This is a genomic window from Paucibacter sp. XJ19-41 (assembly GCF_028462495.1).
In the GTDB taxonomy this organism is placed as follows: domain Bacteria; phylum Pseudomonadota; class Gammaproteobacteria; order Burkholderiales; family Burkholderiaceae_C; genus Roseateles_E.
In genome coordinates this window covers 1-22,459 of record NZ_JAQOWX010000093.1, presented here as the reverse complement: position 1 = coordinate 22,459, position 22,459 = coordinate 1, and the positions used below count along the sequence as shown (strand labels likewise).

The window sequence follows — 22,459 nt, the reverse complement described above, 5'->3', positions numbered from 1 at the left end:
GCACGCCGAGTGCCTTGGCCTCGGCCAGCAGCGCCCGCGCCACCGGGTGCGCCGGGCAGCGCAGGCCGATGCTGGTCTGGCCGCCGGCCGCCGCCGCGCCGATACCGGGCGCGCGCGGCAGTATCAAGGTCAGCGGGCCGGGCCAAAAGGCCGCCATCAGGCGCTGCGCCACCGGTGGCAGCTGGGCCGCGAAATCCGCCGCATCGACCGCGTCCAGCACATGGACGATCAGCGGGTGATCGCTGGGCCGGCCCTTGGCGGCAAAGATCTTGGCCACCGCAGCGTCGTCATCGGCGCGCGCCCCCAGGCCATAGACCGTTTCGGTCGGCAGGGCCAGCAGCTCGCCCTCGGCCAAATGGCGGGCGGCGCGGGCGATATCGGCGGGGTCGGAACCGTTGAGCAACACGTCAGCGCCCGCCCGGCCGCCCGAAGGGCGCTGAACGCCCCCTCGGGGGGCAGTGAACGAAGTGAGCGTGGGGGCACATGATGGTCACCAATCGGTGGGCAGACCCAGGATCGCGGCGGCCTGCTGGGCATGGCTGCGGGCCAGCTCGGGCGTGGCCGAGGTGATGTTCAGATGGCCCATCTTGCGGCCGGGCCTGGCGCTGGCCTTGCCATACAGATGCAGATGCGTGCCGGGGATGGCCAGCACGGCGGCCCAGTCGGGCGCGCGCTCATTGCCATCAGGCAGGAACCACAGATCGCCCAGCAGATTCAGCATCACGGTCGGCGAATGCAGGCGCGGCGTGTTCAAGGGCAGGCCGGCCAGCGCGCGGACCTGCAGCTCGAACTGCGAGACATCGCAGGCATTCATCGTGTAGTGGCCCGAGTTGTGCGGGCGCGGCGCCATCTCGTTGACGACCAGTGCCCCGTCCTGCAGCACAAAGAACTCGATGCACAGCACGCCCACATAGGCCATCGCCTCGGAGATGCGCGCCGCCGAGGCGGCGGCCTGGAGCTGCAGCGCGGCGCTGGCGCTCGGGGCCGGCACCTCGGTGACAGCAAGGATGCCGTCGCGGTGCAGGTTCTGCTGCACCGGGAAGTGCACGATCTGGCCCTGGGCATTGCGGGCGACGATGACCGACAGCTCCAACGCCAGCGGCAACATCTGTTCCAGCACGCAGGGCACGCGCTTCAACTCATCCCAGGCGGCGAGCAGCTCGGCGCGGGTCTTGACACGGATCTGGCCCTTGCCGTCATAGCCCATGCGCGCGGTCTTGACGATGCCGGGCAGCAGGCTGTCGGCCACCGCCGCCAGATCGGCCTCGCTACGCAGCACGGCATAGGGCGCGCAAGCCACGCCGCTGGCCTGGAAATGGGCTTTCTCGTCGGCGCGGTCCTGGCAGATCGCCACACAAGCGCCGGCCGGCGCGACAAAGCGCGTCTGCGCCAGCCGCTGCAGCGCGGCCGCCGGCACGTTCTCGAACTCGGTGCTGATCGCGTCGCAGACCTCGGCCAGCCGGGCCAGGCCGGCCTCGTCCAGATAGTCGGCGCGGATGTGTTCATGGGCCACGGCCCCGGCCGGGCTGTCGGCATCGGGGTCCAGCACCACGGTGCGGTAGCCCAGGCTCTGCGCCGCATGGACAAACATGCGGCCCAGCTGGCCGCCGCCCATCACCCCGAGCGTCGCGCCGGGTTGCAAGATCTCGGCCATCAGACCAGGTCCTTGCTCATGCCGCGCGCATGCTCGGTCTGGCGCAGGCGGTAGGCCTGCAGCTGCTCGCGCAGGCCCGGCTGCTCGGCCGCCAGCATCGCCACCGCGAACAGCGCGGCATTGCCGGCGCCGGCGGTGCCGATCGCAAAGGTCGCGACCGGAATGCCCTTGGGCATCTGCACGATGGAGTGCAGCGAATCGACGCCCTGCAGATGACGGCTGGCCACCGGCACGCCCAGCACCGGCACGAGGGTCTTGGCCGCCAGCATGCCCGGCAGATGGGCGGCGCCGCCGGCGCCGGCAATGATGGCGCGCAGGCCGCGGGCTTGCGCGGCCTCGGCATAGGCAAACATATCGTCGGGCATGCGGTGGGCGGACACCACCTGCGCCTCGAAAGGGACACCGAACTCGGCGAGAATGTCGGCAGCGTGTTTCATGGTCTCCCAGTCGCTGCTGGAGCCCATCACCACGCCGACCAGGGGGGAGGCGCTGACTGGCATGTTCGGCACGGCTCGCTCCATAGGCTGGAAAACCTTGAATTGTAGGCGGCTGCCGCCACCTGCTCCCGAACAAGCCCGCGCCGCTAGAGACCATGACCGACATCACCATACAGAATTTCGAAACCGAACTGCTGCAGGCCTCGATGCAGCAGCCCGTGCTGCTGGACATCTGGGCGCCCTGGTGCGGCCCCTGCAAAAGCCTGGGTCCGGTGCTGGAGAAGCTCGAAGTCGCCTACGCCGGGCGCTTCAAGCTGACCAAGCTCAACAGCGACGAGCAGCCCGAGATCTCCAGCCAGCTGAGCCAGGCCTTCGGCGTGCGCTCGATCCCGTTTTGCGTGATGTTCGTCGGCGGCCAGCCGGTCGACGGTTTTGTCGGCGCCATCCCCGAGGCGCAGATCCGCGAGTTCCTCGACAAGCATGTGCCCAGCGGCGAGATGCTGGAAGCCGAGGCCGACCTGGCCGAGGCCGAGGAGCTGCTGGCCGAGGGTGATCTGGAGTCGGCACTGACCAAGCTGCAGCAGGCGGTCGAGACCGATCCGGCCAACGAGACCGCACGCTACGACTACATCAAGGCCTTGCTGGAGCTGGGCCTGCTGCAGGATGCCAAGGCCGCGTTCGCGCCGGTGGCCGCCCAGGCCGCCGACACCATCACCCCGCATGCCCGCTTCGCCGCACTGGGCCAGTGGCTGGCGGCCATCGAGCAGACGGCCGGTGCCGATGTCGCGGCCCTGCAGTCGGCGATTGCCGCCAACAAGCGCGATTTCGAGGCCCGCTACACGCTGGCCCGCACCCATCTGGCCGGCCAGCGCTTCACCGAGGCGATGGACGAGCTGCTGGAAATCATCATGCGCGACAAGGCCTGGAACGGCGAGGCCGCGCGCAAGAGCTATGTCGCCATCCTGGAGCTGCTGACCAAGCCGGCGCCCAAGGCCCAGCCCGGCGCCGAGGCCAAGGGCACGCTGGAGCTGTCCGGCAAGGTGGTGGTGCCGCCCAGCGACCCGCTGCTGGATCAGTACCGCCGCAAGCTCAGCATGGCCCTGTTCTAAGCCGGTCGGGACAGCCCGGCGCCTGCCAGCGCCCGGGCCCAGGCCTGCTGCTGGGCGGCAAACTCGGCCCATTCGGCCGCCGCACTGGCGGCATGGCGCTCGGCGGCCGCAGCGTCACCGAGCAGGCCGTAGACCTGGGCCAGCCGGCTGTGGGTGGCGGCCCGGTCGTCGACATCGCAGGCCGGGTCCAGCTCGATCTCGGCCTCGCGCGCCTGCTGCAAGGCATGCTCGCGCTGACCCAGATTGCAGCGACACCAGGCCAGATCGGCCAGCAGACTGCTGCCCAGCCGGGTCAACCCCTTGGACATGGCCTGCGGCAGATGCTGCTCGTACAGCGCCTGCGCCTGGGCGAACTCGCCCTGCACCGTCAGCACCTGGGCGCGCAGCACCGGCGTCAGCTCGGCCATCGCCGAGCCGCCGACAGCCGCGTCGTAATGCTTGATCGAATCGGCCCCCAGCAGCAGCTCGGGCACCGGCCGGCTCGGATGGGCCAGGCTCTCGCGCCGCACATGGGCGGTGCGCATCTCGGCCATGTTGTACATCAGGGCCGACTGGCTGGCGTCGTCGCCCTCGGCCGAGGCATGCTGGCGCGCCTGGCCGTACCAGGCCTGGGCGGCCTCGGGCTGGTTGGCAAAGTGATGGGCCAGGCCCAGCGCGATGGCGACCCGCACGCGCGCCGCATGGTGATCGGGCGCGGCCAGCTGCAGGCAGGCCTGGGCATGGCCGATCAGCGCCTCGATGTCATGCCGCACATAGGCCAGATGGCACAGCCAGGCCGCGGCCAGCGCCTCGACCTCCTTGAGCTCGGCCAGCCTGGCGATCGCCTGGGCGCGCTGGATCTTGTCCCGCGCCGCGCTGCCGAAGTCGGTGAAGTAGCTCATCAGCCCTTCGGCGAAGTGCAGCCAGGCACCCAGCTGCGAATTCGGATGCTGGAACGAGAGTTGGTGCAGGGCCGTCAGCTCCTCGCGGGCCTCGGCCAGCTGGCCATGGCGGGCCAGCAGCACGGCGCGCTGGGCGCGCAGGCCGGCGGACTGCAGCTGGCCGGAGGCTGCGGCGATCTGGGTGTCCAGCTGCCTCAGCAGGCGGGATTTGGCGGGGATCATGAGCGGGGCTCAGCGCGTCAGGCGCTCCAGCGCCTCGCGGTACTTGGCGGCGGTCTTGGCGATCACCTCGGCCGGCAGGGCTGGGGCCGGCGCGGTCTTGCCCCAAGGCTTGCCATCGACCGTGGCCTGCTCCAGCCAGTCGCGCACGAACTGCTTGTCGTAGCTGGGCGGGTTGATGCCCACCGCATAGCTCTCGATCGGCCAGTAGCGCGAGGAGTCGGGCGTCAAGACCTCGTCCATCAGGGTCAGCGTGCCATCGGCATCGAGGCCGAACTCGAATTTCGTATCCGCAATGATGATGCCCTTGGTCAGCGCATAGTCGGCGGCGCGCTGGTAGAGCTGGATGGAGATGTCGCGCACCCGGGTGGCCAGGTCCAGGCCGATGATCTCGACCATTTTGTCGAAGGAAATATTCTCGTCGTGGTCACCCATCTCGGCCTTGGTGGCCGGCGTGAAGATCGGTGCGGGCAGCTTGGAGGCGTTCTGCAGACCGGCCGGCAGCGCGACGCCGCAGACCTGGCCATTCTTCTGATATTCGGCCCAGCCGCTGCCGGCCAGATAGCCACGCACCACCGCCTCGACCGGCAGCGGCTTCAGACGCTTGACCAGCATGGCGCGGTCCTGGACCTGGGCTTTCTCGGCCGCGCTGCTGACCGCCGACAGCGGGTCCTCGCCGGTCAGGTGGTTGGGTACGATGCCGTCCAGCTTGTCGAACCAGAACAGCGCCATCTGCGTCAGCAGCGCGCCCTTGCCGGGGATGGGCTCGCCCATGATGACGTCGAAGGCCGACAGCCGGTCGCTGGCGATCATCAGGATGCGATCCGCGCCCACCGCATAGTTTTCGCGCACCTTGCCGCGGGCGATCAGGGGGAGCGAGGTCAGCGAAGATTCGAGCAGAGCAGCGGTCATGGTGGGGGTTTCCTGAGCAAGGGCCGGATTTTAGGACGTTAAAAAGCCCGCCGAGGCGGGCTTCGCACGGGCGTGGCGCCGACCCGGCCTTACTGGACGACCTGATTCAGCTCGCCGCGCGCATAGGCGGCCGCGATGTCGACCAGGCTGCGCGGCTTGATCTTGCCGGCCTGGCCTTCGCAGCCGAACTCCAGATAACGCGCCTTGCAGACCAGCTTGGCGGCCTCGCGGGCCGGCTTCAGCCATTCGCGGGCGTCGAACTTGTCGGGGTTTTCGGCCAGGAACTTTCGCACCGCGCCGGTCATCGCCAGACGGATGTCGGTGTCGATATTGATCTTGCGCACGCCGTGCTTGATGGCCTCCTGGATCTCCTCGACCGGCACGCCGAAGGTCTCCTTCATCTTGCCGCCGTACTGGTTGATGATGGCCAGCAGCTCCTGCGGCACGCTGGACGAGCCGTGCATCACCAGATGGGTATTGGGAATGCGCTTGTGGATTTCCTTGACGCGGCCGATCGCCAGGATGTCGCCGGTGGGCTTGCGCGAGAACTTGTAGGCGCCGTGGCTGGTGCCGATGGCGATGGCCAGCGCGTCCAGCTGGGTGGCCTTGACGAAGACGGCGGCCTCCTCGGGGTCGGTCAGCATCTGGCTGTGGTCCAGCTTGCCCTCGGCGCCAATGCCGTCTTCCTCGCCGGCCTCGCCGGTTTCCAGATTGCCCAGGCAGCCCAGCTCACCCTCGACGGTGACGCCGACCTTGTGCGACATCTCGACGACCTTGCGGGTCACCTCCATGTTGTACTCGAACGAGGCCGGCGTCTTGCCGTCCTCCATCAGCGAGCCGTCCATCATCACCGAGCCGAAGCCCAGATTGATCGCGCCTTCGCAGACCTTGGGGCTGGTGCCGTGGTCCTGGTGCATCACCAGCGGGATGTGCGGGTAGGCTTCCACAGCGGCCTGGATCAGGTGCTTGATGAAGGCCTCGCCGGCGTATTTGCGGGCGCCGGCCGACGCCTGCAGGATGACGGGCGCACCGACCTCGTCGGCGGCGGCCATCACGGCCTGGACCTGCTCAAGATTGTTGACGTTGAAGGCCGGGATGCCGTAGCCGTGTTCGGCGGCATGGTCCAGCAACTGACGCATGGAGACGAGAGCCATGAGGAAGATCCTCGCTGAAGTTGAAGAATTCTTGCGGGCGCGGCCCAAGGTAACCACGCTGTAACTGCGACCGATTCTAACGGCACCCCACCGCTACAACACCCATGCCCCCTGGATACGGGTCGGTACAAGCGCGCTTGCGGCTGGACAGGCCTGCCGCTAGGCTCGGCACGGTGTTTTCGGGCCTATTTCGCCGCATGCTGCGCGGGGCGGCCGGGGCACACTGGGGTGGGAGCCCTGCCATGACACGCCTAGCCATCGACCACCTGACCCTCTGGATCAGCGCCGCCGCGCGCGAGCACTCGCATGATCTGGTCGCGCATGTGCAGGAGCGCACCGGCGCGAGCCGCCGCGCCGTGCAGTCCGCGCTGCGCCGTCTGGTCGACGCCCATTGGCTCACGCGTAGCGGCACGAGCCGCCGCCCGGTCTATGCCCCCGGCATGCTGCGCCAGGTGGCGCGCAGCTACACCTTGCACGGCCTGCAGGAGGACATCCCCTGGCAGCGCGACTTCGCCCCCAATTTCGATCTGCCGCCCCATGTGGCCCGGATGATCCAGCATGGCTTCACCGAGCTGGTCAATAACGCGGCCGACCACAGCGGCGGCTCCAGCGTGACGGTCTCGCTGCGCCAGACCCCCAGCCATGTGCAGCTGCTGGTCTCGGACGACGGCTGCGGCGTGTTCGACAAGATCTGTTCGGCTTTTGATATTGCCGATGCCCAGCACGCGATGTTGGAGCTCAGCAAGGGACGGCTGACCAGCCAGCCGGAGATGCACACCGGCCGCGGCCTGTTCTTCAGCTCGCAGCTGGCCGATGTGTTCGACATCCATGCCAACAACACTGCCTTCCAGCGCCGCGCCTGGGAGTCGACCGGCTGGCAGCGCGGCCGCCCGCTGCCGCGCCAGGGCAGCTCGATCTATATGGCGATCGCGCTGGACACCAAGCGCACGCTCGATCAGGTGCTGGAAGCCTGGAGCACGGCGGGCGATGGCATCGAGTTCGACCAGACGACGATTGCCTTGCGGCTCCTGGCCGGCCCCGGCCAGCCGCTGGACTCACGGGCCCAGGCGCGGCGCGTCGCCGCCCGGCTGCCGATGTTCAAGCGCGCCGAGATCAGCTTCGACGGCGTGGCCGATGTCGGCCATGGCTTTGCCGACGAGCTGTTCCGCGTGTTCGCGCGGGCGCACAAGGAGGTGGAGCTGCTGCCCACCCATATGACGCCGCGCATCGCGGCCCTGGTCAAGAGCGCGCAGAACGGCTGATCAGCCGACGCGACACACCTTCAGCATATTGGTGCCGCCCGGATAGCCCATCGGCTCGCCACAGGTGATCGCATAGGTGTCGCCGGGCATCAGCGCGCCCTGCTCCACCAGCAGGCGCTCGGCCGCCGCCAGCGCCGCATCGCGGTCATCGAAGCGCGGCATCAGCAGCGGCCGCACATTGCGGTACAGGCACATCTTGCTCTGGCTGAGCTCCTGCGTCGTCAGCGCGAAGATCGGCACCTGGATGCGGTGGCGGCTCATCCACAGCGCGGTCGAGCCCGATTCGGTCAGCGCGACGATGGCCTTGCAACCCAGATGGTAGGCGGTGAACAGTGCGCCCATCGCAATGCTCTGGTCAATGCGGCCGAACTGACGGCCGGCGAAATCGGTGTCCAGGCTGACGAACTCGGCGCGCTCGGCTTCCAGCGCGATCGCGGCCATCTGCTCGATGGTCTCGACCGGGTATTTGCCGGCGGCCGTCTCGGCGCTCAGCATCACCGCGTCGGTGCCGTCCAGCACCGCGTTGGCCACGTCGGACACCTCGGCGCGCGTCGGCACCGGGTTGACGATCATCGACTCCATCATCTGCGTCGCGGTGATCGCCACCTTGTCGAGCTCGCGGGCCAGCTTGATCATGCGCTTTTGCAGCGCCGGCACGGCGGCATTGCCGACCTCGACCGCCAGGTCGCCGCGCGCCACCATGATGCCGTCGCTGGCCTTCAGGATGGCTTCCAGATGCGGGATCGCCTCGGAGCGCTCAATCTTGGCGATCAGGCCCGGCTTGTGGCGATAGGGCTCGCCGGCCACATTGCAGAGCTGGCGCGCCATCTCCATATCGGTGGCGTTCTTCGGGAAGCTGACCGCCACATACTCGGCCTGGAAGCTCATCGCCGTCTTGATGTCCTCCATGTCCTTGCCGGTCAGCGCCGGCGCGGTCAGGCCGCCGCCCTGCTTGTTGATGCCCTTGTTATTGGACAGCTCGCCGCCGACCTTGACGGTGGTGTGCACCGCCGCACCCTTGACGGCCTCGACCGTCAGCACCAGCAGGCCGTCGTTGAGCAAGAGGGTGTCGCCCGGTTTCACGTCGCGCGGCAGCTCCTTGTAGTCCAGGCCCACGGCCTGCTCGTTGCCGAGCTCGACGCGATCGGCATCAAGGATGAAGGGCGTGCCGTTGACCAGCTCGATCTTGCCGTGCTCGAACTTGCCGACGCGGATCTTCGGGCCCTGCAAATCGGCCATGATGGCGACCTGCTTGCCGGCCGCGCGCGCCGCCTCGCGCACCAGGCGGGCCCGGTCGATATGGTCCTGCGCCTTGCCGTGCGCGAAGTTCAGCCGCACGACATCGACGCCGGCCCGGATCATGCGCTCCAGCACTTCGGGCGACGAGGAGGCAGGCCCCAGGGTGGCGACGATCTTGGTGGCACGGGTCATGATGAAGCGGTCTCGCTGGAATTAAGTTACAGGCGAGCGATTATGGGCCGCATCAGGACGCCGGCAATGGTTTCACGCGGTTTCATCCCTTCGCCGCGAGCACATCCGCAACAGCCAGCGCCGTCATATTGACGATGCGCCGCACCGTGGCCGAGGGCGTCAGGATGTGCACAGGCGCGGCCGCTCCCAAGAGGATGGGCCCGACCGTGACGCCCTGACCGGCGCTGATCTTCAGCACATTGAAGAGGATGTTGGCGGCATCCAGCGTCGGCAGCACCAGCAGATTGGCCGCGCCCTTGAGCTTGCTGTCGGGCAGGAAGGTCTGGCGCACCGCCTCGCTGAGCGCCGCATCGCCGTGCATCTCGCCGTCGCTCTCGATCTCCGGATGGGCGGCCGCGAACAGCTCGTGGGCGCGCCGCATCTTGACGGCCGAGGGCCTCTTGCTGGAGCCGAACATCGAATGCGAGACAAAGGCCAGCTTGGGCGGCAGGCCGAAGCGCTGCACCTCCTCGGCCGCCATCGCAGCGATCTCGGCCAGCTGTTCGGCGTCGGGGCTGTCGTTGACAAAGGTGTCGGTGATGAACAGGGTCTGCTTCTCCAGCATCACCGCATTCATCGTCGCAAAGCTTCGGGCACCGGGCTTCAGGCCGATCAGCTCGGAGACATGTTCCAGATGGCTGTCGAAACGACCCACCATGCCGCAGATCATCGCGTCGGCATCGCCCAGCTTGATGGCCAGCGCGCCTATGGTGGTGTTGGAGCGCCGCACCGCCGCCTTGGCCGCCTCGGGCGTGAAGCCGCGCCGGCCCATGATCTGGTGATAGGCCTCCCAGTACTGGCGGAAGCGCGCATCGTTCTCGGGGTCGATCACCGCGACATCGCCGCCCAGCTGCAGGCGCAGGCCGGCGCGCTGGATGCGCATTGCGATCACCTCGGGGCGGCCGATCAGGGTCGGCTTGACCAGGCCCTCGTCCAGCGCCACCTGCACCGCGCGCAGCACCCGCTCATCCTCGCCCTCGGCGTAGATCACCCGCGCCGCCGTACCTGTTGAAAATGCGGCCTTGGCCGCCGCAAACACCGGCCGCATGAACATGCCGGTCTGGTAGACAAAGCGCGACAGCTCCTGGCGGTAGGCGTCCAGATCCTGGATCGGCCGGGTCGCCACCCCCGAGGCCTCGGCCGCCCGCGCCACCGCCGGCGCGATGCGCAGGATCAGGCGGGCATCGACGGGCTTGGGGATCAGGTAGTCGGGGCCGAAGGCCAGTTCCTCGCCGGCATAGGCGGCCGCCCCCTCGTCGCTGGTCTCGGCCTTGGCCAGAGCGGCGATCTCACGCACGCAGGCCAGCTTCATGTCCTCGGTGATCTTGGTCGCGCCGCAGTCCAGTGCGCCGCGGAAGATATAGGGGAAGCACAGGACGTTGTTGACCTGGTTCGGGTAGTCCGAACGGCCGGTCGCGATGATGCAGTCGGGCCGCACGGCCTTGGCCAGCTCGGGCCGTATCTCGGGTTCGGGATTGGCCAGGGCCAGGATGATCGGTCGCTCGGCCATGGTCTTGACCATCTCTGCCGTCAGCACGCCGGGGGCCGAGCAGCCGAGGAAGACGTCGGCGCCGGCCACCACATCGGCCAACGTCTTGGCCTCGGTCTGCTGGCAGTAGCGCTGCTTGCTCTCGTCGAGTTTGTCGCCCCGGCCCTCGCGGATCACGCCCTTGGAGTCGACGACGAAGATGTTCTGGCGCGCCACGCCCAGACCCACCATCACATCCAGGCAGGCGATCGCCGCCGCACCGGCGCCCGAGGTCACCAGCTTGACCTTCGCAATGTCCTTGCCCACCAGCTCCAGGCCATTGAGCAGGGCCGCTGCGCTGATGATGGCCGTGCCGTGCTGGTCGTCATGGAAGACCGGGATGTTCATGCGCTCGCGCAGCTTCTTCTCGATATAGAAGCACTCGGGCGCCTTGATGTCTTCCAGGTTGACACCACCCAGTGTCGGCTCCATCGCCGCGATGATCTCGACCAGCTTGTCCGGGTCGCGCTCGGCCAGCTCGATATCGAACACATCGATGCCGGCGAACTTCTTGAACAGGCAGCCCTTTCCCTCCATCACCGGCTTGGCCGCCAGCGGGCCGATATCGCCCAGGCCCAGCACCGCCGTGCCATTGGTGATCACGCCGACCAGATTGCCGCGCGAGGTGTACTCGGCCGCCAGGGTCGGGTCTTGCTCGATGTCCAGGCAGGGATAGGCCACGCCGGGCGAATAGGCCAGCGACAGATCGCGCTGGTTGGACAGGGCCTTGGTGGGCGTGACCGAGATCTTGCCGCGCGTCGGGCTGCGGTGGTAGTCGAGCGCGGCTTCACGCAAAGCAGCCTCGGCCGGCGACAGGGTTTTGCTCATCCAGGTCTCCTCTTGTAGGGCCGGTGAGATTACTCCTGTTCGCCACGCATGCCGATGCCGAGTGTTTTAACTGGCATGCAAAGATGGCAATGAAGCCACCATGAAGAAAGGGGCCGAAGCCCCTTGTTCATCTCAGCCTGCTGCGCGCTTGGCCAGCCCGGTCGCAAGCATGCGACCGGTCCTTCGCCAGCCAGCGCAAGGGTGAGCAGTCACCCTTGCGCGCGCCGGCTCAGGATCTCGAAGGCCGGCAAGGTCTTGCCCTCCAGCACCTCCAGGAAGGCGCCGCCGCCGGTAGAGATATAGCCCACGTCCTTGTCGATGCCGTATTTGGCGATCGCGGCCAGCGTGTCGCCGCCACCAGCGATGCTGAAGGCGCTGGACTCGGCAATCGCGCGGGCAATCGCCTCGGTACCGCCGGCAAAGGCGTCGAACTCGAACACGCCGACCGGTCCGTTCCAGACGATGGTGCCGGCCGCCTTCAGCTGCGCGGCCAGGATGGCGGCGGTCTTGGGGCCGATGTCCAGGATCAGGTCATCGTCGGCCACCTCGGTGGCGGCCTTGACGGTGGCCTCGGCATCGGCGGCAAAGCGCTTGGCCGTCACCACGTCGACCGGGATGGGCACGGCCGCGCCGCGCGCGCTCATCGCATCGATCACGGCCTTGGCCTCACCGACCAGGTCGGGCTCGGCCAGCGACTTGCCGATCTTCAGCCCGGCCGCCAGCATGAAGGTGTTGGCGATGCCGCCGCCGACGATCAGGCCGTCGACCTTGTCGGACAGCGCTTTCAGGATGGTCAGCTTGGTCGAGACCTTGGAGCCGGCGACGATGGCGACCAGCGGGCGCTTCGGCTGGGCCAGGGCCTTGCTGATCGCGTCGATCTCAGCCGCCAGCAGCGGGCCGGCGCAGGCGATGGGCGCGAACTGGGCGATGCCATAGGTCGTGCCCTCGGCGCGGTGGGCGGTGCCGAAGGCGTCGTTGACATAGATGTCGCAGAGCTGGGCCAGCTTCCGGGCCAGCTCTTCGTTGTTCTTCTTCTCACCCTTGTTGACGCGGCAGTTTTCCAACAGCACCAGCTGGCCCGGCGCAACGGTGACACCGTCGACCCAGTCAGCCACGACTGCGATCTCGCGGCCCATCAGCTCGCCCATGCGCCGGGCGATAGGCGCCAGCGAATCCTCGGGCTTGAACTCGCCCTCGGTCGGGCGGCCCAGATGCGAGGTCACCATCACCGCGGCGCCGGCCTTCAGCGCCAGCTCGATGCAGGGGATGGACGCGCGGATGCGGGTGTCCTCGGTGATGTGGCCGGCATCGTCCTGCGGCACATTGAGGTCGGCACGGATGAAGACGCGCTGGCCGGACACCTTGCCGGCGGCGACCAGATCGGAAAAACGCAAAACGTTCATGGGAGGGAGCTTGGTGGTTGGAATCAAGCCGAAGCTTACCAACCCAAGCCGATCCGAAGCGCCAGCATCACCACCGTGCCGCTGATGATGGTGCCGAGGATGCCGCCCTTCCAGAAGAAATAGGCGGTGCCGACGGCCGTGGCATAGAGCCTGGCGTCTTTCCAGGTCGAGATCAGCTCGCCCTGGCTCATCACGATCTCCGGCACGATGACGGCCGCCAGCGCGGCCAGCGGCGCATAGCGCAGGCCCTGCTTGAGCCAGTCCGGCAAGGGCAGCTCGTTCTTCGGGATCAGGAAGAAGGAGCGCGTCAGCAAGGTGATGGCCCCCATGCCCAGGATGGCCAGCGTGGTCTCCCACCAGTTCATGCTTGCTTCCCCCCTTGCGCCCCTTGCGGCAACCACTTCTCCATCATCAGGCCCACCGCCACCGCCACCGCGATCGCCACGATGATGTTCAGGCGCAATGGCAAGGCATAGGCCGCCACCGCCGCGCAGCCGGCCACTGCGGCCGTGACCCAGGTGTTGCGGTCCTTCAGCAGCGAGTAGGACAGGCCCAAGAGGGCCAGCACACCGGCAAAGCCCAGGCCCCACTCGGTCGGCACATGGTTGGCCAGGAGGATGCCGGCGATCGACGGGATCTGCCAGGCGCACCAGTTCAGCGCCACCCCGCCCCAGAAATAGGGCTCCTGCTCGGGCGCGGGCTTGCCGTCGGGAAAGCGTTTCAGGAAGGCGACATAGTTCAGGTCGGCGGCGAAATAGGCGATCTTCATACGCCGGGCTCGCGGCAGATGGCCGAAATACATGCGCCACTGGGTGCTGAAGATCACGAAGCGCAGATTGACGCAGAAGGCCGTGGCCCACAGCACCCACAGCGGCGCGCCGGCCGCGATCAGCGGCAGCGAGGCCAGCTGCGAGCTGCCGGCGAACACCACCAGACTCATCAGCAAGGCCATCCAGACCGACAGCCCGCTCTTGACCATGGCCACGCCGGTGACCAGGCCCCAGGCCGAGATGCCCAGCGTGATGCCCATCATCTCGCGCGCGCCGCGGCGAAACTCGGGGTCGCGCGTCAGCGCCAGATAGGGGGAGACAACAGACCGCATCGGCCGATTGTCGGCGCAAGCCGGGCGGCAAGTCGCCGCCCTGTGCGTATAGCGTCAGTTGCCCAGGCGCTTGATCGAGCCGCTGCCCGCCACCGAGCTGCTGATCTCGGGCGATCCGAGATAGCGCACATCGCCGGAGCCGGCGATGCTGACCTTGAGCTGCTTGTTGGCCTGGACCTGGACATCGCCGGAGCCGGCAATGCTGACCTTGACCTCGTCGGCCACCAACTCGGAGGCTTTGACGTCGCCGCTGCCGGCCACCGAGACCGCCAGGCTGTTGATGCGCCCCTTGGCCAGGATATCGCCCGAGCCCGAGACCTTGAAACCGACCCGCTCGCTGAACAGCTCGGCAAAGCGCACATCGCCGGAGCCCGAGATGCTGGCATCGAGCTGCGGCGTCTTCATCGTCTCGACCCGGATGTCGCCGGAGCCGTTGACCGCCAGCGAGCGCAAGGCGCCGATATCGACATTGACCTGGATGGGCATCGTGCCGGACAGGCGATAGCCCTTCTTGGTCCGGACCTCCAGGGTGCTGCCGACCAGCTGGGTCTCGATCAGCGGCAGCAGATTCTTGTCGGCCCGGATCTCGACCGACTCGGTCGCGGCCTGCCGCACCACCACCTTGAACTCGCCGCTCAGCGTGATGGCATCGAAGCTGCCCGGGCTGCGCTTGTCGCTGGCCGCCTCGCCCGAGCCCTTGACGCGCTCGCCGCTGCCGAAGGTCCAATCCCAGGCCTGGGCCGGACTCAGGGCGGCCAGACCAGACAGCGCGATGACAGCCACAGCAAGGCGGCGACGTTGGGTATTCATGACGGGGTTCTCCTCGTTGTGGATTGCAGTGACGCCATCATGGCTCAGCCCGGCACGCCGACCCAGCGCGACGCGACCAACTGCAATTCAAAACCCGCCAGCTGCGGCTCAGCGCGATGCTGCGGGGCGGCTCGCCTCGCGAGACGCGCCCTTGGGCTCGGTCTCGACATCGGCGTCATCGGCCGGCTTGGCCGCGCCGGGGCGCGGCACGACCGGCGCCACGCCCTCGAGCTTGTTCTCGCGCATGTACTCGTCCATCTCGCGCCAGCCCGCAAACACCGCCGCCTTCTGCGCCTTGGGATTGAGCAGATAGCAATCCTCGATCGCGCGCATCGCATGGCGGCAGGCGCTGCCTATGGCCTTGCCCTCGGCCTCCTTGTTGGCGGCGGCCTTGGCCGGGTCTTCGATGCCCAGCTGCTCGCAGCCGGCCAGCAAGAGGGCGGCAAGCAGCACGGGAGAGAGGGAGAGAAAGGCCTTCATCGCCCCATTATCGGCCGCTGGGGCCAGGTCTTGAGCCCCAGCCCACGCTCACCGCGCTCAGCGCCGGGCCATTTCCAGCAAGCGGGCAACCCGCTCCTCGGTGGCCGGGTGGGTACTGAACAAGCCCCTGATACCGCCGGCGGACAGCGGGTTCATGATCATCATCTGGGCGGTCTCGGGATGGCGCTCGGCCGCCTCCATCGGGATGCCCTTGGCATAGCGCTGGATCTTCTCCAGCGCCGAGGCCAGGGCCTGCGGGTCGCCGGAGATCTCGGCACCGCCGCGGTCGGCCTCGAACTCGCGGGCGCGGCTGATGGCCATCTGGATCACGCTGGCGGCGATGGGCGCCAGAATCATCACCAGGATGCTGACGATGGGGTTGGCCGGCCGGCCCTCGCTGTCGCGCCCGCCGAAGAACATCGCGAAATTGGCCAGCATCGAGATCGCACCGGCCATCGTCGCGCTGACCGTGCTGATCAGGATGTCGCGGTGCTTCACATGGGCCAGCTCGTGCGCCATCACGCCGCGCAGCTCACGCTCGCTGAGCACGCGCATGATGCCGGTCGTCGCGGCCACGGCAGCGTTCTCGGGGTTGCGACCGGTTGCAAATGCATTGGGCGCATCCTCGCGGATGATGTAGACCTTGGGCATGGGCAGCTGGGCCTTGGCGGCCAGCTCGCGCACCATGGCGTAGAACTGCGGCGCCGAGGTCTCGTCGACCTGCTGCGCGTTGTACATCTTCAGCACCATCTTGTCCGAGAACCAGTAGCTGAAGAAATTCATCGCCACGGCCACGGCCAGGGCCAGCAACATGCCGCTCTGTCCACCCAGCATGGCGCCGATGGCCATGAAGAGGGCGGTGATGGCGGCCATCAGGATGGCGGTCTTCATCAGATTGAACATGTCGTCGAACTCCTTTGTGGACCGCAGATGGGGTGTCCACCCCGAAATTCAAGCCGCCGGCGTGATGAAGCGGCTGCCCACCGGCACCGGTCGGGCCTGCAAAAAGGCCTGGGCCGGCAGGCGCTTGCCACCGGCGCGCTGCAACTCGGTCAGCCGCAGGGCCTGCTCGCCGCAGGCCACCAGCAGGCCGCGCTCATCGGCCGCCAGCACTTCGCCGGGCTGGCCCTGGGCCTGTTCCGCCAGCTCGGCGCGCCAGCACTTCAGGATTTCGCCATCCAGCTGGGCCTGGCCACCGGGGAAGGGATCGAAAGCGCGCAGCCGGCGCTCGATCTGCGCGGCCGGCTCGGTCCAGTCGATCAGGCCCTCGGCCTTCTCGATCTTGTGGGCATAGCAGACACCCTCGGCCGGCTGCACCACCGGCCGCAAGGCCCCCTGCTCCGCCAGCTGCAGCGCGTCGACGATCAGGCGTCCGCCCTGCGCCGCCAGGCGGTCATGCAGGGTCGCGGTGCTCTCCTGCGGTGCGATATCCAGGGCCTCGACCAGCAGCATGTCGCCGGTATCCAGGCCCGCATCCATCTGCATGATGGTGATGCCGGTCCGGGCATCGCCGGCCTCGATCGCGCGGTGGATGGGCGCAGCGCCACGCCAGCGCGGCAGCAGCGAGGCGTGGATGTTCAGGCAACCGAGGCGCGGCAGGTCCAGCACCCATTGCGGCAGGATCAGGCCATAGGCGGCCACCACCATCACATCGGGCCGCGCATCCAGCAAGGCCTGGCGCGCGGCGGCCGCCTCCTCCGGATATTTGCCGTCCAGGCGCAGGCTGCGCGGCTGGGCCACCGCAATGCCGTGCTCGACGGCGAACTGCTTGACCGGCGAGGCCTGGAGTTTCATGCCGCGGCCGGCCGGCCGGTCGGGCTGGCTCAGCACCAGCGGGATCTCGTGGCCGGCCGCCCGCAGGCAGGCCAGCGCTTGTTTGGCAAACTCGGGGGTTCCGGCGAAGACGACGCGCATGGCCCGCCTCAACGACGCCGCGACTGCTCTTCGCGCGCCTTCTTGACCAGCTTGCTCTTGATGCGCTCACGCTTGAGCGGGCTCAGATACTCGACAAAGACCTTGCCCATCAGATGATCCATCTCGTGCTGGACGCAGACGGCCAGCAGGCCCTCGGCCTCGAACTCATAAGGATGGCCGTCGCGACCCAGCGCCCGCACGGTGACCTTGGCATGGCGCGGCACCTTGTCATAGATGGCCGGCACCGACAGGCAACCCTCCTCGCCCTCGACCCAGCCATCGCTATGGGCGACCAGCTCGGGGTTGATCAGCACGCGCGGCTCGTCGCGGCCATCCGAGGTGTCCATCACGATGACGCGCTCATGCACATCGACCTGGGTCGCGGCCAAGCCCACGCCTTCGGCCGCATACATGGTCTCCAACATATCGTCGACCAGGGTGCGGATGCGCTCATCGACCTCGGCGACCGGTTTGGCCACCGTGTGCAGACGGGCATCGGGGTATCTCAGGATATTCAGTATCGCCATGGACTTCTTCAAGGTTTATGGCCGCCTCTTCGATGTTAGAGAAGCGGCCCGGGCTGTGGACAACGCACAACGCCTGTTTGTAAGAGCGTGCAAGAGCATCAGGGCACCGGACGCTTTCATTGCGACCACCCCTGATTGGGGGCAAAATCGTCTCAAGCCAAGCGGATTTTCGCCGATCTTGAGCAATACCCGCTTGAAGCGGTCCATTCGGTGTGAATGCCGAACATTTTTTAGCTGAGACAGCGCCGCGCTGCGAGGCAGAAGGCGCGGGAGATTTCTTGATGACCCAGAGGCGGCCCCAACTCCCCCACCCTGCCAGCTGCCTGACGGCGCTGGTCCTGAGCCTGGTCGGCCTTTCCGCCTCGGCCACCAACTACCCCATCACCGCCGATCAGCGCCAGACCGCCGCGCGCGTGGCCCAGGCCGGCGTGCCGCTGTCGGAGCTCTCGCCCAATGCGCCGGACAGCCACACCGTCAAGCCCGGCGACACCTTGTGGGACATCTCCAAGCTTTTTCTGACCAGCCCCTGGCGCTGGCCCGAGCTCTGGGGCATGAACCGCGACCAGATCAGCAACCCGCACCTGATCTACCCGGGTCAGGTCTTGCTGCTGGTCAAGAGCAATGGCCGCGCCAGCCTGCAGCTGGCGCGCGGCGCCGGCGCGGGCGATGGCGGCACCGTCAAGCTCTCGCCGCAGATCCGCTCCAGCCGGCATGACGAGAACCCGATCACCGCGATCCCGCAGCACCTGATCGAACCCTTTCTGACCGATGCCGTGGTGTTCGACAGCGACGAGCTGGCGCGTGCGCCGCGCATCGTCGCGACCCAGGAAGGCCATGTGCTGCTGGCCAAGGGCGATCTGGCCTATGCGCGCGGCGACCTCAGCCAGGCCACCGATTACCGGGTGTTCCGCAACACCGTGCCGCTGCGCGACCCGACCACGCGCGAGATCCTTGGCTACGAGGCACCCTATCTGGGCACGGCCGAGCTGAGCCGCCCGGCCGAGAACCGCCAGCTGGCCGACGGCAAGGTCGACGTGATCCCGGCCACCCTGGTGATCAAGACCACGCGCCAGGAGATTGGCGTCGGCGACCGGCTCTCGCCAGTGCCGCAGCGCAGCTTTGCGCGCTACGTGCCGCATGCGCCGGCCAACCCGATCTCGGGCCAGATCGTCTCGATCTACGGCGACGCGCTGAATGCCGGCCAGAACCAGATCGTTGCGCTGAACCGCGGTGCCCGTGACGGCATGGAGCGCGGCCATGTGCTGGCGCTGTGGCGCGACGGCCGCCGCATGGTGGACCGCACCGGCGAGAAGCGCGAGGACATCAAGCTGCCCGACGAGCGCCATGGCGTGCTGTTCGTGTTCCAGGTCTATCAGCGCGTCTCCTATGCGCTGATCATCTCGGTACAGGACCCGGTCTCGGCCGGTGACCGCTTCACCCAGCCCTAGCGCGGGCAACCCGGTCAGGACGCGCAGATGGAGCGCAGCGAACTGGCCGCCTGGCTGCAACTGCTGGAAACACCGGGGCTGGGCCTGGAGAGCGCGCGCCGGCTGCTGGCCGGCCTGGGCTCGCCGCAGGCCGTGATCGGCGCCACCGCCCTCACCCGGCGGCAGTTCGTCGCCGCCGGGCCGGCCCAGGCGCTGGGCGAGCCCAGCGCCGAGCTGCTCGGCCTGATCGACCGTACCTGGGCCTGGCTGCAGGGCGGTGCGCGCCGCGATGTGCTGGTGCTTGGCGATGCCGACTACCCACCGGCCCTGCTGCAAACCGCCGACCCGCCGCTGCTGCTCTATCTGATCGGCCGGCGTGAGCTGCTGGCGGCCGAGTCCCTGGCTATCGTCGGCAGCCGCAGACCGACGCCGCAAGGCCGGGACAATGCCCACGATCTCGCGCTGGCCCTGGGCCAGGCCGGGCTGACCGTGGTCTCAGGTCTGGCTTTGGGCATTGACGGCGCCGCCCATGCCGGCGCGCTGAAAAGCCCCGCCGCCACCATCGCCGTGCTGGGCACCGGGTTGGACCAGATCTACCCGAGCAGCCACCAGCGCCTGGCCGACGAGATCGCCGAGCGCGGCCTGCTGCTCAGCGAATATTCGCTGGGCACACCGCCGCTGCCGGCCAATTTCCCGCGCCGCAACCGCATCATCGCCGGGCTGGCGCGCGGCTGCCTGGTGGTCGAGGCGGCGCCGCGCTCGGGTTCGCTGATCACCGCCCGGCTGGCCGCCGAAGCCGGCCGCGAGGTGTTTGCCGTGCCCGGTTCCATCCACGCACCGCAAAGCAAGGGCTGCCACGAGCTGCTGCGCCAGGGCGCCAAGCTGGTCGAGCGCGCCGAAGATGTGCTCGAAGAGCTGCGGCCCTCGCGCGCTACCCCACCGGTCAGAGGCAGCCTTCGGGATGAACGGCCAGCCGACCCGCCCGAGCCAGACGGCGAGACGGGCCTGCTGCTGGCCGCGATGGGCTATGAGCCGGTCAGTCTGGACGCGCTGCAGGCGCGCGGGGGCTGGTCGGCCGCCCAGCTCAATGCCCTGCTGCTGGAACTGGAGCTCAGCGGTGCCGTGGCCCGGCTGCCGGGCCAGCTGTTCCAGCGCCAAAGCCAGGCCTGAATCGGCCCATATTCGGTCCATATCTGCCGCATAAGCGGGTTTTCGGCCCCGGTTTCGCGCGCCAGGGCTTTGGGGGCCTGGGTTATAGTCGATTCATGTTTGACGTGCTCGTCTATCTCTACGAAACCTACTGGCGGCCCGACGCCTGCCCCGATCACGCCCAGCTGACGCGCAAATTGTCGGCCGTAGGCTTCGAGAGCGACGAAATCCAGGAGGCCCTGTCCTGGCTGGACGGTCTGGCCGAGGCGGCCGAGTCCCATCACGGCGAGCAGGGCGCGCTGAGCCAGCGGGTCTATTCGGTCGACGAACTGGACCATCTGGGCGAGCCCTCGGTCGGTTTCGTCAGCTTTCTGGAGTCCGCCGGCGTGCTGCCGCCGCCGATGCGCGAGATGGTGATCGACCGCGCGATGGCCATTCCTGGCGCCCCGATGGATCTCGAAGACCTGAAGATCATCGTGCTGATGGTGTTCTGGAGCCTGGGCGAGGAACCCGATGCGCTGATCCTGGACGAGCTCTTCGTCGCGCCGGAAGACCGGTTAATCCACTGACCCGCTCAATCAGTTGGGGTCAGAGCTACGCGCCTTGCGCGGGCGGTCTGACCCGCAATCAACTCAGCAATCTCGTCGGATCCACATCCAGCTTGGCCAGCGCATTGCGCGTGGCCTTGACCGTCAGCGCCTCATCCTGGGCCGGCAGCAGCAGGCCGGCTTGCAGGAAGGCTGCCAGCCGGCTCAGCTGGAACAGCACGCCGCGCCCCTTCGGTGACACGAACAAGGTCAGCTGGTGGCGCATGCCGCGCCAGGCAAGCTGCACCGCCTCGTTGCGGCCGCGGTAGTCCAACATATACCAGCCACCGACCTGCAGCTCCTTGGCCCAGGCCAGCATCGCCGGTGTCGGGCTGGAGCCGCCCTCGGCCACCACTTCCAGGTCCTCAGTCTCGTGGCCCGACAGATCGCGCACCAGCGATTCGTTGATCTCCAGCCCGCCAGCCTCGGGCAGCAGCGCGTCCAGCGCCTGCAGCTGGTCCATCAACTCGTCCAGTCGCTCGCGCGGGATCGCGGCGGTCTTGGCGGTGAAGGCTGCCGCCAGCGAATTGTTCAGCGCGCGGATCTGCTCGTCCTGCTTGGCGCTCGGCAGGCCGGCATGGCCCATGCCGTCGCGCAAGGTCTTCAGCAGCGGCGGCAGCCGGCGTATCACTTCGGCGCGCGCTTCCCGCGAGACCTGGGCGCGGGCCGACCAGATCAGATCGGCGGCGGCGCGCTTCATCGTCTTGGTGTTGTCGGACTGGGCGCCGCTGCGCACCGCGGTGACGGCCAGCACATCGGCCCAGACATGAAACAGGAACTCGCGCACCCCGTCCTGCACCGGCACCTCGTTGAGCATCTTGCGCAGCTCGATCGTGAANTGGTGTTGTCGGACTGGGCGCCGCTGCGCACCGCGGTGACGGCCAGCACATCGGCCCAGACATGAAACAGGAACTCGCGCACCCCGTCCTGCACCGGCACCTCGTTGAGCATCTTGCGCAGCTCGATCGTGAACTGGATCGCCAGCGTCTCGCGCTGCTCGACCTGCTGGGCCAGCGACACGCCCTTGCGCGAGGCCTGGTTCTCGTTCTCGAAATAGTGGTCGAGAAACTTCTCGAACTCGGTCAGCACGGTCTGGAACACGCGCCGCCCGGTGTCGGGATAGGCCTCGACGACCTGGACGATGCGCTTGATCTCGCGCTCCAGCGCCTCGCCGACACCGCTGCCGGCCGAGGTGTTGAAGCCCATCACGCAGGAGCCCATGCGGTCGATCAGCGCGCGCGCCGGATGCTCGGCCTCGGCAAAGAAATCGGGCTCGCTGACCGCCACCCGCAGCACCGGCATCTGCAGCCGCGCAAACCAGACCCGCACCGCGGCCGGGATGCGCTCCTCCTGCAGAATGCTCTGGAACAGCAGGGCCACGATCTCGATGGTCGCGCGCTCGGCCGGCGTGTCGGCGGCCTGCTTGAGTACCTGCTTGAAAGCCTGGTTGCGGGCCTTGATCTCTTCGAGCTGCTGCGGCGCCGGGGCCTCGACCTCGGGGCCTGAGCCGGCAACCGGGCGGCGCTGCAGGGCCTCCTGCGCATGATTGATCGCGGCCGCCAGGCGCGGCGATGCGCTGCCCATCTGGCTGGGCCGTCCCGCCGCG

22 protein-coding genes and 1 pseudogene are annotated in these 22,459 nt (G+C 68.0%); 5 read left to right on the top strand and 18 right to left on the bottom strand.

The genetic code is table 11. From position 1 onward, the window contains the following. From PO768_RS20885 to purE, 3 genes are all read right to left on the bottom strand, one after another. Window positions 1–406: L-threonylcarbamoyladenylate synthase (locus PO768_RS20885; RefSeq protein WP_272647593.1), on the bottom strand; the 406-nt coding region annotated here is incomplete at its 3' end. 84 nt (window positions 407–490) lie between these two features. Next, window positions 491–1,654 (bottom strand): 5-(carboxyamino)imidazole ribonucleotide synthase, encoded by a 1,164-nt coding sequence (locus PO768_RS20880; protein ID WP_272647592.1) that lies wholly within the window; start codon window positions 1,652–1,654, stop codon window positions 491–493. After that, entirely contained in the window at window positions 1,654–2,154 is a 501-nt protein-coding gene (purE, locus tag PO768_RS20875) for a 5-(carboxyamino)imidazole ribonucleotide mutase (RefSeq protein ID WP_272647595.1), read from the bottom strand. Before purE ends, PO768_RS20880 begins: the two co-directional genes overlap by 1 nt. A 92-nt stretch (window positions 2,155–2,246) precedes the next feature. Between purE and PO768_RS20870 the strand changes: the two genes are divergently transcribed. After that, window positions 2,247–3,200 (top strand): tetratricopeptide repeat protein, encoded by a 954-nt coding sequence (locus tag PO768_RS20870; protein WP_272647591.1) that lies wholly within the window; start codon window positions 2,247–2,249, stop codon window positions 3,198–3,200. Here the strand turns inward: PO768_RS20870 and PO768_RS20865 are convergent. The 3 genes from PO768_RS20865 to fba all read right to left on the bottom strand — a co-directional run bounded on the left by PO768_RS20865 (window position 3,197) and on the right by fba (window position 6,366). Then, window positions 3,197–4,303 carry a hypothetical protein gene (locus PO768_RS20865; RefSeq protein WP_272647590.1) on the bottom strand — a complete coding sequence of 369 codons (1,107 nt, stop codon included), beginning with the start codon at window positions 4,301–4,303 and terminating at the stop codon, window positions 3,197–3,199. The two genes, PO768_RS20870 and PO768_RS20865, sit on opposite strands and share 4 nt — an antisense overlap. Before the next feature lie 9 nt (window positions 4,304–4,312). After that, entirely contained in the window at window positions 4,313–5,212 is a 900-nt protein-coding gene (locus PO768_RS20860) for a phosphoribosylaminoimidazolesuccinocarboxamide synthase (protein WP_272647589.1), read from the bottom strand. Window positions 5,213–5,301: 89 nt separating this feature from the next. After that, a complete protein-coding gene (fba, locus tag PO768_RS20855) occupies window positions 5,302–6,366 on the bottom strand; it encodes a class II fructose-bisphosphate aldolase (RefSeq protein ID WP_137944668.1) in 1,065 nt (354 codons plus the stop codon). Between the two features lie 242 nt (window positions 6,367–6,608). Between fba and PO768_RS20850 the strand changes: the two genes are divergently transcribed. After that, window positions 6,609–7,628: an STAS-like domain-containing protein gene (locus tag PO768_RS20850; protein ID WP_272647588.1), complete on the top strand. Its 1,020-nt coding sequence runs from the start codon at window positions 6,609–6,611 to the stop codon at window positions 7,626–7,628. On the opposite strand, the gene pyk is transcribed toward PO768_RS20850, so the two are convergent. From pyk to def, 10 genes are all read right to left on the bottom strand, one after another. Further along, window positions 7,629–9,059 (bottom strand): pyruvate kinase, encoded by a 1,431-nt coding sequence (gene pyk / locus PO768_RS20845; protein WP_272647587.1) that lies wholly within the window; start codon window positions 9,057–9,059, stop codon window positions 7,629–7,631. A gap of 82 nt (window positions 9,060–9,141) precedes the next feature. Further along, window positions 9,142–11,454 (bottom strand): NADP-dependent malic enzyme, encoded by a 2,313-nt coding sequence (locus PO768_RS20840; protein WP_272647586.1) that lies wholly within the window; start codon window positions 11,452–11,454, stop codon window positions 9,142–9,144. Window positions 11,455–11,663: 209 nt separating this feature from the next. Beyond that, complete coding sequence (locus tag PO768_RS20835) at window positions 11,664–12,857, bottom strand: phosphoglycerate kinase (RefSeq protein ID WP_272647585.1); 1,194 nt, start codon at window positions 12,855–12,857, stop codon at window positions 11,664–11,666. Between the two features lie 35 nt (window positions 12,858–12,892). Beyond that, a complete protein-coding gene (locus PO768_RS20830; protein WP_137944675.1) occupies window positions 12,893–13,222 on the bottom strand; it encodes an AzlD domain-containing protein in 330 nt (109 codons plus the stop codon). Beyond that, window positions 13,219–13,959, bottom strand: coding sequence for an AzlC family ABC transporter permease (locus tag PO768_RS20825; protein WP_272647584.1), 741 nt, complete (start codon window positions 13,957–13,959; stop codon window positions 13,219–13,221). Before PO768_RS20825 ends, PO768_RS20830 begins: the two co-directional genes overlap by 4 nt. A gap of 54 nt (window positions 13,960–14,013) precedes the next feature. After that, complete coding sequence (locus PO768_RS20820) at window positions 14,014–14,769, bottom strand: head GIN domain-containing protein (protein WP_272647583.1); 756 nt, start codon at window positions 14,767–14,769, stop codon at window positions 14,014–14,016. A 108-nt stretch (window positions 14,770–14,877) separates the two neighbouring features. Then, a complete protein-coding gene (locus PO768_RS20815; protein WP_332909451.1) occupies window positions 14,878–15,222 on the bottom strand; it encodes a hypothetical protein in 345 nt (114 codons plus the stop codon). A gap of 84 nt (window positions 15,223–15,306) precedes the next feature. Next, the gene (htpX, locus tag PO768_RS20810) at window positions 15,307–16,152 is read right to left on the bottom strand and encodes a zinc metalloprotease HtpX (protein WP_137944679.1); all 846 of its coding nucleotides are present in this window, start codon (window positions 16,150–16,152) and stop codon (window positions 15,307–15,309) included. 48 nt (window positions 16,153–16,200) lie between these two features. After that, a complete protein-coding gene (fmt, locus tag PO768_RS20805) occupies window positions 16,201–17,163 on the bottom strand; it encodes a methionyl-tRNA formyltransferase (RefSeq protein ID WP_272647582.1) in 963 nt (320 codons plus the stop codon). Window positions 17,164–17,171: 8 nt separating this feature from the next. Next, window positions 17,172–17,690, bottom strand: a complete 519-nt coding sequence (def, locus tag PO768_RS20800; RefSeq protein WP_272647581.1) for a peptide deformylase — start codon at window positions 17,688–17,690, stop codon at window positions 17,172–17,174. 281 nt (window positions 17,691–17,971) lie between these two features. Between def and PO768_RS20795 the strand changes: the two genes are divergently transcribed. From PO768_RS20795 to PO768_RS20785, 3 genes are all read left to right on the top strand, one after another. Beyond that, window positions 17,972–19,138 (top strand): LysM peptidoglycan-binding domain-containing protein, encoded by a 1,167-nt coding sequence (locus PO768_RS20795; protein WP_137944682.1) that lies wholly within the window; start codon window positions 17,972–17,974, stop codon window positions 19,136–19,138. A gap of 27 nt (window positions 19,139–19,165) precedes the next feature. Then, a complete protein-coding gene (gene dprA, locus PO768_RS20790; RefSeq protein WP_272647580.1) occupies window positions 19,166–20,287 on the top strand; it encodes a DNA-processing protein DprA in 1,122 nt (373 codons plus the stop codon). Between the two features lie 95 nt (window positions 20,288–20,382). Beyond that, a complete protein-coding gene (locus PO768_RS20785) occupies window positions 20,383–20,835 on the top strand; it encodes a DUF494 family protein (protein ID WP_137944684.1) in 453 nt (150 codons plus the stop codon). 58 nt (window positions 20,836–20,893) lie between these two features. Here PO768_RS20785 and PO768_RS20780 read toward each other — a convergent pair whose 3' ends face one another. Continuing rightward, window positions 20,894–21,679, bottom strand: a complete 786-nt coding sequence (locus PO768_RS20780) for a DUF1631 family protein (RefSeq protein WP_272647594.1) — start codon at window positions 21,677–21,679, stop codon at window positions 20,894–20,896. 248 nt (window positions 21,680–21,927) lie between these two features. Next, a pseudogene (locus PO768_RS20775) lies at window positions 21,928–22,437 on the bottom strand (DUF1631 family protein); the annotation flags it as partial. Window positions 22,438–22,459: the final 22 nt, after the last annotated feature.